The 11,521-nt window shown below is 60.3% G+C and carries 13 protein-coding genes and 1 pseudogene; 5 read left to right on the top strand and 9 right to left on the bottom strand.

The annotated features are described in order from the left end of the window. The first annotated feature begins 5 nt into the window (after positions 1-5). On the top strand, positions 6-1,901 hold the full coding sequence (locus tag EOD15_RS18545) for a DUF4396 domain-containing protein (RefSeq protein ID WP_127408718.1): 1,896 nt from the start codon (positions 6-8) through the stop codon (positions 1,899-1,901). A 56-nt stretch (positions 1,902-1,957) separates the two neighbouring features. Here the strand turns inward: EOD15_RS18545 and EOD15_RS18540 are convergent, their stop codons facing one another. Together EOD15_RS18540 and EOD15_RS18535 are read right to left on the bottom strand one after the other, a co-directional pair. Next, on the bottom strand, positions 1,958-2,116 hold the full coding sequence (locus tag EOD15_RS18540) for a hypothetical protein (RefSeq protein ID WP_081738677.1): 159 nt from the start codon (positions 2,114-2,116) through the stop codon (positions 1,958-1,960). A 150-nt stretch (positions 2,117-2,266) separates the two neighbouring features. Continuing rightward, positions 2,267-2,494: a hypothetical protein gene (locus EOD15_RS18535; protein WP_127322665.1), complete on the bottom strand. Its 228-nt coding sequence runs from the start codon at positions 2,492-2,494 to the stop codon at positions 2,267-2,269. A gap of 255 nt (positions 2,495-2,749) precedes the next feature. Between EOD15_RS18535 and EOD15_RS18530 the strand changes: the two genes are divergently transcribed. The 3 genes from EOD15_RS18530 (at position 2,750) to EOD15_RS18515 (ending at position 5,018) form a co-directional block, all read left to right on the top strand. Continuing rightward, positions 2,750-3,145, top strand: a complete 396-nt coding sequence (locus EOD15_RS18530; protein WP_127322666.1) for a hypothetical protein — start codon at positions 2,750-2,752, stop codon at positions 3,143-3,145. Positions 3,146-3,197: 52 nt separating this feature from the next. Then, a complete protein-coding gene (locus EOD15_RS18525) occupies positions 3,198-4,388 on the top strand; it encodes an NADH-quinone oxidoreductase subunit D (RefSeq protein WP_127322667.1) in 1,191 nt (396 codons plus the stop codon). A gap of 444 nt (positions 4,389-4,832) precedes the next feature. Continuing rightward, positions 4,833-5,018 (top strand): hypothetical protein, encoded by a 186-nt coding sequence (locus EOD15_RS18515; RefSeq protein WP_127271064.1) that lies wholly within the window; start codon positions 4,833-4,835, stop codon positions 5,016-5,018. Positions 5,019-5,056: 38 nt separating this feature from the next. Here EOD15_RS18515 and EOD15_RS18510 read toward each other — a convergent pair whose 3' ends face one another. Together EOD15_RS18510 and EOD15_RS18505 are read right to left on the bottom strand one after the other, a co-directional pair. Beyond that, entirely contained in the window at positions 5,057-5,806 is a 750-nt protein-coding gene (locus tag EOD15_RS18510; protein WP_127323043.1) for a metallophosphoesterase, read from the bottom strand. Then, positions 5,799-6,608 (bottom strand): nucleotidyltransferase family protein, encoded by an 810-nt coding sequence (locus EOD15_RS18505; RefSeq protein ID WP_023812007.1) that lies wholly within the window; start codon positions 6,606-6,608, stop codon positions 5,799-5,801. The genes EOD15_RS18510 and EOD15_RS18505 overlap by 8 nt, the downstream gene beginning before the upstream one ends. Before the next feature lie 364 nt (positions 6,609-6,972). Between EOD15_RS18505 and EOD15_RS18500 the strand changes: the two genes are divergently transcribed. Then, a complete protein-coding gene (locus EOD15_RS18500; RefSeq protein ID WP_127322899.1) occupies positions 6,973-7,884 on the top strand; it encodes an agmatinase in 912 nt (303 codons plus the stop codon). Positions 7,885-7,886: 2 nt separating this feature from the next. On the opposite strand, the gene EOD15_RS18495 is transcribed toward EOD15_RS18500, so the two are convergent. The 5 genes and pseudogenes from EOD15_RS18495 to EOD15_RS18475 form a co-directional block, all read right to left on the bottom strand. Then, the gene (locus EOD15_RS18495) at positions 7,887-8,543 is read right to left on the bottom strand and encodes a DUF1629 domain-containing protein (protein ID WP_127322898.1); all 657 of its coding nucleotides are present in this window, start codon (positions 8,541-8,543) and stop codon (positions 7,887-7,889) included. 64 nt (positions 8,544-8,607) lie between these two features. After that, the gene (locus EOD15_RS18490) at positions 8,608-9,270 is read right to left on the bottom strand and encodes a glutathione S-transferase family protein (protein WP_127322897.1); all 663 of its coding nucleotides are present in this window, start codon (positions 9,268-9,270) and stop codon (positions 8,608-8,610) included. A gap of 40 nt (positions 9,271-9,310) precedes the next feature. Then, positions 9,311-10,183 (bottom strand): aldose 1-epimerase family protein, encoded by an 873-nt coding sequence (locus EOD15_RS18485; protein WP_127408717.1) that lies wholly within the window; start codon positions 10,181-10,183, stop codon positions 9,311-9,313. A gap of 174 nt (positions 10,184-10,357) precedes the next feature. Continuing rightward, positions 10,358-11,074: a Bax inhibitor-1/YccA family protein gene (locus EOD15_RS18480; RefSeq protein WP_127271130.1), complete on the bottom strand. Its 717-nt coding sequence runs from the start codon at positions 11,072-11,074 to the stop codon at positions 10,358-10,360. 23 nt (positions 11,075-11,097) lie between these two features. Further along, positions 11,098-11,521, bottom strand: a pseudogene (locus EOD15_RS18475) (anti-sigma factor); the annotation flags it as partial.

Genomic DNA, 11,521 nt, shown 5'->3' with positions numbered 1-11,521 from the left:
TGTTCATCCAGCCAATCGACTATTTCCTTGCCGTCTGGTTCGCTCTTGCCGCCGCCTCGACGCTTTATGTCGGCTTCGATCAATACCGCAACAATCCCGAACCGGTGGTGATGAAATGGGGCTTCATCCTGGTGACCCTCTATATGGGTCCATTGGGGCTGCTGCTTTATGTGCTTGCAGACAAGGAGCCACGTCCAGGCGAGCATGAAGACTTCACCAGGCCGCTGTGGAAACAGGGGGTCGGCTCGACCATCCACTGCGTTGCCGGCGATGCGACCGGCATCATTCTCGCCGCAGTCATCACGGCAACGCTTGGCCTGCCGATGTGGCTCGACCTCATCGTCGAATATCTGGCGGGCTTTGCCTTCGGCCTGTTCATCTTCCAATCGCTGTTCATGAAATCGATGATGGGCGGCACCTACTGGGAGAACGTGCGCAAAAGCTTCTTGCCCGAGTTCATCTCGATGAATTTCATGATGGCCGGCATGGCGCCCGTCATGAGCTTTCTGATGATGGGACGCGACATGCGCGCCATGGAGCCGACCGAGCTTTTGTTCTGGGGCGTGATGTCGATCGGCGTCATCGCCGGCTTCACGCTCGCCTATCCGGCCAATGTCTGGCTGGTCGCGCGCGGGCTGAAGCACGGATTGATGACGCAGCGCCCGCAGGCGAACGAAACGAGCAGTGGAGAGCCGACCGCCCACCAACAGCACGCTACGCATCACCCCAACGCCGGCGACGATCGACGAAGCCGCAACACCTCCCACAAGTCCAAACGCAGCGGCCATCAGATGGAGACGGACGCTACGACGCCGCAAATTGCGGCCCTCGGTATTGTGTCGGTGTTGGCGTTGGCGATCGGCATGGCCGCGCCGGCGAACTGGCTGAACCTGACGCTTTCGGCGCGTGACGTCGGCGGCGCGATCATGCCGCAAGGCATGATCATGGGTCGCGACACGCCGGCGGAATCCATGCGTGACATGGCTGCAACCGATCCGCGTCGCGTTACCTCGTCCTATGGTCTTCCCGCCAAGGGCGACCAGGAACTGCCATTCCGTCTAGAGAACGGCGTCAAGGTGTTCGAGCTCAGACCATCGGTGGTCCGCTGGCAGATCCTGCCCAACGTCGCGGTCGACGCCTATGCCTACAATGGCCAGATTCCCGGTCCGCGCATCCACATTCGCCAGGGCGATAAGGTTCGCATCGACGTCACCAACGACCTGCCCGAGGAAACCACGGTGCATTGGCACGGCATGATCCTGCCGAACGAGATGGATGGACCTGCCGAGATCACCCAGCCGCCGATCGAGCCTGGACAATCCTATTCCTATGCGTTCACCGCGACCCAGCACGGGACCTACTTCTATCATCCGCATGCCAAGCCGGACCGCACCCAGGCGCTGGGGCTTTATGGGGCGCTGATTATCGATCCCGCCAATCCTGCCGACGAGGTTCCGGCTGACCACGACTATGTCATCGAACTTCAGGAATGGCTGGTGCGCGATGGGCTGACTTATCCGTCGATGCCAATGGAAGGCGGCATGCCGAACTTCTTCACCATCAACGGCAAAGCCTATCCCGCAACCGACACCATTCCTATGAAGGTGGGCGAGACGCTGAAGGTGCGTTTCATCGGCACCAACAACGGCTTCGTCCCTCCAATGCATATCCATGGCGGACCCTTCGAGGTCGTCGCCCGTGACGGTGAGACGCTTTCTCCCTCGGCACGCTTCCTAGCTGATACCATCAATGTCGGACCGGGACAGCGCTATGACGTCGTGTGGAAGGCGCTGCGTCCCGGCAAGTGGCTCATTCACTGCCACATCCCGCATCACACGACGAACAACAATGTCGAGGAAAAGGGCGGCGGCGGGCTGATGGTGGTCATCGAGGTCGGCTAGATCTGCCAACCCCTTGCGAATTTGCCGATGTCATCCGGAGGCCGCGTCGTTGCGGGCTACTTCTTGATAATGGTTCCGTTGCGCAAGTCGAATGCCTCGGTACCGCGAGCCTGGCGGTAGAAATCGTCCTGCAATTCGCCCCACTCGCCGAGAAAGGCGCCGCAATTGCTGCAATGAATTGGCGTCGATTCCTTGGCGTTGTCGGGAATGTCCATTTGGATAGTCCCACAAGCCTTGCAATCGAGTTTGTCGTCCAGCCGTCGTCCCATTTCCCAATGATTGCGCATTTTCGGCCATGAGCCAATTGTCGATTTCGTACCAAATCGCTTCAACCACCGGTGAGTCCTCCAGCCATGGCTCATCGGTCAATCGCGAGAGTCAAAAAGGACGGCCAGCCCCAGTTCCCGTGCCAGCTCGACGATCGTCTCCATCAACTCATCGTCTGTATCCTGCAAATAAGGCGCGTCGCTGCGAGCGGCCTCTATCGCCGCTTTGACCGAAACGATGTCGCCGTATCGCGCACTTCGAAGCTCCTCTGCCAGAAACGCCTTGGCGGTACCGACAGGTCTTATTGCCCATCTGGCGATGCTCATGCGGCTCCCTCCCATGGTCACCTCTGCTTTATTTTGATCCTCTCCAAGGTGCAGATCAATCGATGGTACGATTCCGTACGCAACCGCTCAGCCGGTTGGGAGACAGCCATATGACGTCGTCTGGGCCATGGTTCGTTGGGCGTTTCCCCAAGGGGGGGTCGACGCGAAATTGCCCAGTGTGACCAGCCCCGCGGGAACCATCGCTCGGCATGGGGGTTTCTTCAAAATCTCCCTCGAAGGATGCAAGGAGCGACCATGCGCATGTTGACGATAGCTGTCGCACTTTCCGGGGCGGTCATCATTCAGCCCGTCTACGCCCAAACTGTTGGACCGCAGCTTCCCCAGGTGACGCCACCGCAGGGCGAAGTGCAACCGGAGCAGGCGCTGCCAGATCCAGGCTCTGCTGATCTGAATTTCACCGGCGTTGCCATTGTCGCCGTCGAGGATCTGCCTGACGAAATCAAGGCGCAGGCGGATGCCGTGATCAATCAGACCAGCGCCGAAGATTTGCTACGCCTGCAAAACTCAGTCGATGCTTCGCCTCAAGCGACATCGGCCTTGAGGGCGAATGGGCTCAATTCCTCGCAGGTTGTCGCTGCAAACATAGATGGCGATGGCACCTTGACGCTGATCATCCAGACGACGACTTGAGGCGCCGAACCATTCGCATCACGCCTTGCCCCGACAGTCGCGGAGAGCAGCAATGGTCGAAGCCGCCGTTCGCAACTTCACCATCAATTTCGGGCCCCAGCATCCCTCGGCCCACGGTGTTCTTCGGCTGGTGCTCGAACTGGACGGCGAGATCGTCGAGCGTGCCGATCCGCATATTGGCTTACTGCATCGCGGCACCGAAAAACTCATAGAGCACAAGAACTATTTGCAAGCGCTGCCCTATTTCGACCGGCTCGACTATGTCGCGCCGATGAACCAGGAGCATGCGTTCTGCCTCGCTGCCGAAAGACTGCTCGAAATCACTGTTCCAAAGCGCGGACAACTCGTCCGTGTTCTCTTTTGCGAAATCGGCCGGCTTCTGTCGCATCTCCTCAACGTCACGACGCAGGCCATGGATATCGGCGCGCTGACGCCGCCGCTTTGGGGATTTGCGGAGCGGGAGAAGCTGATGGTTTTTTACGAGCGCGCCTCCGGCGCCCGCATGCATGCGAATTATTTCAGGATCGGCGGCGTGCACCAGGATATGCCTCCGAAGCTTCTCGACGACATCTGGGCTTTCTGCGATCCGTTCCTCAAAGTCTGTGACAACCTCGACGAATTGCTCACCGGCAGCCGTATCTTCAAGCAGCGCAATGTCGATGTGGGCGTGATCGGGCTGGAGGATACCTGGGCCTGGGGATTTTCCGGCGTGATGGTGCGCGGATCGGGCGCCGCATGGGATTTGCGCAAGGCACAGCCATACGAATGTTACCCGGACATGGATTTCGACATTCCCGTCGGAAAGAACGGAGACTGCTATGACCGCTACCTGGTCCGCATGGAGGAGATGCGCCAATCGGTGCGGATCATGAAGCAATGCCTGGAAAAACTGCGGTCACCCGAAGGCCAGGGGCCGGTCGCGCTTCCAAACCAGAAGATCACGCCGCCGCGGCGCGCCACGATGAAACGCTCGATGGAGGCGACCATCCAGCATTTCAAACTTTATACCGAGGGGCATCGCGTGCCGGCCGGAGAAGTCTACGCCGCTGTTGAAGCGCCAAAGGGAGAATTCGGTGTTTATCTGGTTTCCGACGGGGGCAATGTCCCTTACCGGTGCAAGATACGCGCGCCATCCTTCGCCCATCTGCAGGCGATGGATTTCCTGTCTCGACGGCACATGATCGCCGACGTTGCCGCCATCATCGGATCGCTCGACATCGTGTTTGGCGAGATTGATCGTTAGCCGTCCGAAGGTGTGCTTTGCCCCGCGATGAAGGTGTGCTTTGCCCCGCGATGAAGGTGTGCTTTGCCCCGCGATAAAGAAACTCCCCTTCGTCCTACGCGTGGATGGGAGGCTCTTCATTCTCGTCGGGATTGGGCAGCGGAGTCTCGTCCGGGAGCCTTTCCGGTTCGGGTTCCTCGATCGGCTCGGGCTTCCATGTTGGAGGCGGCACGGGCACATCGCGATTTGGGTCTGGCTGTCTTGGCTGTGGCATCTAACTATCTCCGTTCAGTCGGAACAACTCGTGCGCCGTGGCATGGTTCCTGGCAGAATCCAGCGAGATCGTTACGCCCTCGGGACACGAGTATGTTGGTCCGCCCAGGTGCCGGCGCAAAAGTTGCAGATCGTTCGGAACCGGTCGGATTTTCGAGCCGTTGTCGTCGACAGGGATCAAGGAGAAGCGTGATGAAGGACAAGGAAGGAAATATCGACCATACATTGCCGCAGGTCGCCATCGACGATCAGCAGGTGCGACAACTGGCGGCCACGACCGATTTGCCGTCCAGGCAGGCTCGCGAACTGGTGCGCCGTCACGGCAACGACCCCCGGAAGCTGGAAGAGTTGGCGAAATCGATCAACGCCACCAATTGAGTCAAGGCCAATGGACACCACGGCGCATGCCGCTGGCGTCAGATTTCGAGCAAGGCGTAGGGGCGGCCGCTTGGCTTGGCCACATGCATGGCGACGTTGTAGACCTTGGCTCCGCCAGGTGTTTGACCTTCGTAAGAACCGCGATGTGCATGACCGTGCACGACAGCACTAACCTGGAATCGATCGATCGTCTCCGCCAGGCGTGAAGAGCCCAGAAATGGAAATATCTCCGGCGGTTCTCCCGCGACTGTGTCGGCAATCGGCGCGTAGTGGAGGATCACCAGCGTGCGCTTCGCCCTCACCTGGCGCATCGCATTTTCAAGTCGCATTGCCTCGTTCACGCTTTCCGCGACCATCGTCTTGATCGCCGGTTCACCGAATGAGCCGAGCATGCGTGACCCGAAGCCGCCTATGAATCCCTTCACGCCGACAAAACCCACCTCCTCGATTTCAACTGCCTGCCCGTCGAGGAGATGAACATGCGCCTGGCGCAGGATCTTCGTGACGTCTTCCACCGCACCAGACTCGTAGTCATGATTGCCGAGCACCGCCACGACCGGGATCGAGCAGTTGCGCAGATCCTCGGCCAGCATCTCCGCTTCACGAGGCTTGCCGAGATTGGTGAGATCGCCCGTGAGAACGAGAATCTCGGCTTCGCTCGATATCTCGCCGAAGAGGTCGCGATACGAGGTTTGCGCATCTTCCCGCACATGGAGATCCCCGACCGCGGCAACTTTGAGCGCGCGTGCGCCCTCCTTGGGCGCGCTGCTCTTGACGGGATCAGCCATCGCGGAATTCTCCCACACCACCGACGCCGGCGAAGCCCCATTCCTTGACGTCGATTTCGTAATCGGTTTGCGAAAGCAGCCGCCCACGGCAGATCTTCATCCTTGGAGACGGCAACTGCCGTTGCTTGGCGAGGCGGTCGAGCAATTCATCGAGCAGCCACGCCGGGATATGATCGCGCTCGCTCGGATAGATCCACCTGAAATTGATAAGCTGCATCAACAGAACCTCCCAGTGAACCTCCAGATAAGAAAGCAGCCGGTGCCAATCGATCTGATCGCCCGCCTTGAGAATCGTATGAGCGATGTCGGCGCCATCGTGTCGCCCTCTGTCCTGGATAAAGCATTTGGACCAGATGAGTTCGGTCGGGCCGATGATCCGCACCCTGCTGCCCAACAGCTCTGTTTGGCGGGCGTGTTCCAGCCACAGGTCGCCAACAGGCACCGTGCCGTTGGCCGAGCCGAATATGACGTCGAAGAAATGCGTGCCCTTGAACACCTTGCCGAGCCACCGGTCATCCTCGATTTCGACGGCATATCCAAGCTGCTTGAAATGGGCGAGGATCCGCGCGTAGTCGCCTGCCTTGCAGAAGATATCGAGGTCCTTGGTCTGGCGGGTGACACCCGTATAAGCGCTTACCGCGTAGGTCCCGGCGACCAGAAAGGGTATGTCGGTGGCGGTAAGCTCACGGATTGCTTCCGTGTAAAATACCTCCGCCTCGGCATTTTTGAGCGTCGGCGCCGCTTTTGCATCGATCTTGGGAAGCGAGACCAGAACGTTTTCAGGCAATGGACCATTGGTCATGAAACGATGACTCCGAATCCGGCAACCGGCAGTCGCCCGCTGTGGTAACAACGTGAACCTCGCCTGGTTCCGCTACCAGGCGACCAGCCAAGGTTCATTCTCGTCACGTACTGGAAATTTCGGGATCGCGCCTGCCGACGCAAGCCGCCCCAACGTCCTCGCCGGCAGCGTAATGTCGCCTCGAGATCGGCCCATGCCATCGCCAATGTCCATTGGCCCAAATTTGAAACACCAGGTGGGTGATCGATCTCGATTGTTTTAGAGTTTATTGGACTTACCCGATCGGCACAAAGCTGAAGCCGGGGCGCTTGACTTAACCGCACCCGATCGGCGTTCGCTAAGCATCATCAGGATCCATCAAGGCATGACCCCCTCGCCTCCCTTTCTCGGCTTTCCAGACCGTCTCGCAGATGGTCACATGCCCCGCGCGGTGATTTTCGGAGCCGGTCACGGCAGCACTTATCCCGGCAAGGACAGCCGCGGCCATGCCTTGGCGGCGGATGCGATCCGCGTTGCGAGCCAGGACGATGCCGCGTTCGTCGAGCATTGGGATTTCGATCTCGGCGGCCCGCTGTTCGACGGCAAGCCGGCCTCTTGCATCGATGTCGGCGATATTTTGACCACCATGCATGACAATGCCGGCAACAGGGTCAGGATCGAGGCAAAAACGCGCGAAATCCTGGCATTGCCGGCCGTGCCGATTCTGATCGGCGGCGACTGTTCCATGACCATTCCCTTCCTCGCCGGCTTTGCGGAGCACGGGCCGGTCTGGGTCCTGCAGATCGACGCCCATATCGACTGGCGCGACGAGGTGTATGGCGAACGCCACGGCTATTCGAGCCCGATGCGCAGGGCGAGCGAGATGCCGCATGTCGCAGGCATGGTGCAAGTCGGCCTGCGCAGCGTCGGCAGCGCACGCATCACCGAGATCGAAGCGGCACGGCGCTATGGCAGCCACTTCGTGACCGCCCGCGAGGTTCACGCTCAGGGCGTCGAAGCCGCGCTCCGGCATATTCCGGAAGGCGCCCGGGTTGTCGTCACCCTCGACTGCGACAGCCTCGATCCAAGCATCATGCCGGGCGTGGCGGCGCGTACACCCGGCGGCCTCACTTACTTGCAGGTGATCGACCTGATCGCCGGCCTCGGCAGATGGGCTCGGATCGCAGGGTTCGACCTTGTCGAGTTCTATCCTCCGGCTGACATTGACGGCGTGTCAGCGCTGACCGCCGCGCGCCTTCTCGTCAATGTGGTCGGCACCGTCGTCCGGCAGGTTTGATATCAAAACCCTGCTTTTCGCCGCAGACCGGCCCAAAAGCGCGTGAGCGAGCTTGCGGTTGAAATGCCCTTTTCCACACCTGGGTACTCGATCCTGCCTTGTCCGGCCGGCTCGTCGCTCCAGACCAAGTTGAAAGCAATGCCCTTGAGCCCAAGCTCCCCGATCCGGCGTACGATCGTCTCCTGCAGATAGATATCGGATATTCGCACCCCATCGGCACGCTCGGGCAGCTTGAATATCTCGGTACCGCCGATTGCGTCCGCTCGAAGGACGAGGCTTTCGATCACCATTATGCCGCCGTCGTCAAAGCGAACGATCTTTGAACGTTCCTCGTCCAGCGCATCGATCACGGTGGTGACATTGAAGAGCGATATGGCCTCGTCGGCACGAAGCGGCAGGAATTCACCGTACGGTTCGAGGGTTGGCCGAAGCAACTTCAACGCCCTCGCCCGCAGGATGAGCACATGCTCGCCAAGCCATGGAAAATCTGAATACTGCCGGAGCGTACCGTCGTCGTGTTCGCACAGGATCTCCATCCCGGGCGGATGCCATTGTCTCTGCTTCCGGCCGCAGAGCGTCGAAAACAGCTGGTAGTCGTCCGCCTGTCGAGGAAGGACCCATTCCTGTCCTTCGACCACGCTCAGGACATAGATATTCATCCGATCCCCCGCACATCATTGCCTTGGTAGGCTCGGCCTGCTGCGCGGTTCTTCGCGCGCGTTCTCACCGCTGATCCGCGACAGCCGTTTGCGGCACCGGCGGCAATTCGGGTGCATCCATCCCCTTGAAAGGGTCACGCCAGGCGTCGATGTCTTCAAGTCGACGGTACCAGCGGCTGACAGAGGAATAATCGTCGAGCGGCAATCTGGCGGCATCGTTGAACGGCAGAAAGGTCGCCATTCGAAAATCGGCATAGGAAACCGAATTCCCGACCAGCCACTGCCGTTCGGCAAGCACGGCGTCGAGTATTGCCGCGGCCGTATGGAATTGGTTTAGGCCCTCCTCCACCCGCTTCTGATCGATCGGGCCGATGCCGTACCGCTGTTTGGTCCCACGTTCGAAATGCACCGTGTCGCAAGCGAGTGCGAAGTGCTCCTTGCCCCAGCTCAGCCAGCGGATCATCTCGGGCTCGTCATCGCCGGTGCGCCAGAAATCCGAATGCGCGTCGCGCGAGAGCCTGCAGGCTATGGCGTCTGCCTCCCAGAGGCTCTTTCCCTCATCATCCACAAGGATGGGCAGTGAGAGATTGGGATTTAACGTCCGATATTTCTCCGCCTGCCCCGGAGCGAAGGGCGAGGCGAATTCAAATTCGACTTTCGCGTCGAGATGGAGTGCCGCCGCGACCGCCAATCGAGGATTCGGATTGCGGCTGAAATACAGCTTCACTGGGCACTCCCGGCATGGCTGGATCTGCCGATCAGGAACGTCATAGCAGCCGTATCTGATAGCTCATCGCGCGCTTTGCCCCCGGCGCGATCAGCATCAGGCCCGGTTTGTCGACAAAATCACCATCGAAATCCACCGGGCTTGCAAGGCCGTGCCAAGGTTCGATGCAAAGGAATGGCGCGCCGCTCGGCTTTGACCAGACGCCCAACTCCCGAACCCCTTGCCAGGACATCTCCAGAGCCGGGCCACGCTCGGCGGCATAACGCACGCTGGAGCTGGCGGGCTGGTCCATGATCACCGCGTCCTCGTCGAACAACCGCTCAGAGAGCGGGAGTATGTTGCCTTCGACAGGCGTCGGCTGTGGCGTTTTCAGCAGCAGTCCGTCCTTAAGGCGGCGGATCGGCGCCGGCTCATCATCGGCAAAGGTCAGCCAGTAGTCCGTCTTGGCCAAATCCGGCTGCAAGGGCCAATTGAATGCCGGGTGCGCCCCGATCGACGCCGGCAGCGGTTCATCGCCGGTGTTGGTGATGTCGAAAGTCACATCAAGCTGCTGGCGGACCAGCGTGTAGGTCACTTCAAGCCGAAAGGCGAACGGATAGCGCGCCCGGGTGTCGGCGTCGTCGGTGAGCACCAGCGTGCAGGATCGCGGTCCCTTCTGCGCCCAGGCAAACGGCTTGTCGCGCGCAAACCCGTGCTGCGTCATTGGATAGGTCCGGCTGCGATGGCGCAGATGATCGCCCGCCAGCCGCCCCACGATCGGGAACAGCACCGGCGAGTGCCGCCGCCATTCTGGCCCCGCCTGCCACAGGAATTCAAATCCGTGCGCGTCTTGCAGCGCAATCAGTTCGGCACCCTGCGCGACGATGGTCGCCGAGATGCCGTCGCCATGAAGCGTTTGGCTGTCCTGTGCCACATTTCCTCGCGGGTCGTTGTTGAAGGCCGGCGCGGTGGGCAGACTAGCAAAAGCTCTTGGGGACTCAAGGTGTAGCCTGGTTCTGCAGGAACGAATTGTGGCCGGAGGATCTCCCTCCGGCCACCGCTCCGCATCAAGAGCAATAACCCTCGCTCTTGCCCACAGCGGATGTCGTTATTCGCGTTCGCCGGTAAAATTCAGCAGCAGCTGGAAGATGTTGATGAAGTTCAGATAGAGCGAGAAGGCGCCGAAGACGGCAAGTTTCTGGCGCGATTCCGCGTCGAAATTCTCGGCATACTGTTCTTTGATCGTCTGCGTATCCCAGGCGGTCAGGCCGATGAACACGGCGATGCCGATCACCGAGATGGCGAACTGCAGCGCGGTCGAGCCGAGGAAGATGTTGACGATGCTGGCGATCACCACGCCGATCAGGCCCATGATCAGGAACGACGAGAACTGGGTCAGGTCGCGCTTTGTCGTGTAGCCGTAGAGACTGGTGGCGCCGAACATGGTGGCGGCGATGAAGAAGGTGCGCGCGATGCTGGTTCCGGTGAAGACCAGGAACACAGAGGCGAGCGACAGGCCCATGACCGCGCAGAAGGCCCAGAACATCGCCTGGGCACTCGCCGCCGACATGGTCTGCATTTTGAACGAGAACAGCAAGACGAAGGCGAGCGGTGCCAGCATCACCACCCATTTCAGCGGGCTGGAGAAGATCGGCACGTAGAGCGCCGGCGTCGATGAGATCATGAAGGCGACGAGGCCGGTGACCACCAGGCCGACGCCCATGTAGTTGTAGACGCGCAGCATATGCTGGCGCAGGCCCTCGTCGAAGATGGCTCCGGTTTGGGCGCCGGCGCCGACGCGATATCCCAGATTGGGGGTGTTCATTTGCGTTCTCCTTTGTGGATCGATCAGTAAAGCGTCTTGGCAAGCGTCTCGGCGGCGCGGTCGAGGTCGTGGACCTCGCTTCGTCCGACCACCGCATAGGCGACATCGCCGATCTGGAAATAGGCCGACGAAATGTCGCCCGAGGGCGCTATCGTCGGCTTGACGACGTCGAAGGTTCCGGGCCGGATCGCAAACAGCGACACCAGCCCCATGTCTTTCGTCTCGACCGCCATCTCGACGCTCGGCCCAAAGCGCGACGGATAGATCTGCACGTCGCGCACCCTCCAATCCGTCGGCAGCGACGGCATGACGATGGCAGTGGCGGCACGGATTTCGCCGGCGTTGTAATTGGGCGTTTCCGCCTGCGATGGCATGCTCTCGCGCACCAGCGTCGTCCTGTGGGCCTGCACCGCCTCGTCGACATAGGCGGGCGGCTGCGGCGAGGCG

It is taken from the genome of Mesorhizobium sp. M7A.T.Ca.US.000.02.2.1 (assembly GCF_003996995.1).
In the GTDB taxonomy this organism is placed as follows: domain Bacteria; phylum Pseudomonadota; class Alphaproteobacteria; order Rhizobiales; family Rhizobiaceae; genus Mesorhizobium.
Note: the sequence above shows the minus strand (reverse complement) of the source record. Positions and strands in the feature narration are given on the sequence as shown.

What these genes read in the sequence shown, in the direction of transcription:
- EOD15_RS18530 (WP_127322666.1), top strand. Translation starts at nt 2,750, where the DNA reads ATGCGCATGTTGACGATAGCTGTCGCACTTTCCGGGGCGGTCATCATT.
- EOD15_RS18495 (WP_127322898.1), bottom strand. Translation starts at nt 8,543, where the DNA reads ATGAATATCTATGTCCTGAGCGTGGTCGAAGGACAGGAATGGGTCCTT.
- EOD15_RS18525 (WP_127322667.1), top strand. Translation starts at nt 3,198, where the DNA reads ATGGTCGAAGCCGCCGTTCGCAACTTCACCATCAATTTCGGGCCCCAG.
- EOD15_RS18505 (WP_023812007.1), bottom strand. Translation starts at nt 6,608, where the DNA reads ATGACCAATGGTCCATTGCCTGAAAACGTTCTGGTCTCGCTTCCCAAG.
- EOD15_RS18540 (WP_081738677.1), bottom strand. Translation starts at nt 2,116, where the DNA reads ATGGACATTCCCGACAACGCCAAGGAATCGACGCCAATTCATTGCAGC.
- EOD15_RS18515 (WP_127271064.1), top strand. Translation starts at nt 4,833, where the DNA reads ATGAAGGACAAGGAAGGAAATATCGACCATACATTGCCGCAGGTCGCC.
- EOD15_RS18500 (WP_127322899.1), top strand. Translation starts at nt 6,973, where the DNA reads ATGACCCCCTCGCCTCCCTTTCTCGGCTTTCCAGACCGTCTCGCAGAT.
- EOD15_RS18535 (WP_127322665.1), bottom strand. Translation starts at nt 2,494, where the DNA reads ATGAGCATCGCCAGATGGGCAATAAGACCTGTCGGTACCGCCAAGGCG.
- EOD15_RS18510 (WP_127323043.1), bottom strand. Translation starts at nt 5,806, where the DNA reads ATGGCTGATCCCGTCAAGAGCAGCGCGCCCAAGGAGGGCGCACGCGCG.
- EOD15_RS18480 (WP_127271130.1), bottom strand. Translation starts at nt 11,074, where the DNA reads ATGAACACCCCCAATCTGGGATATCGCGTCGGCGCCGGCGCCCAAACC.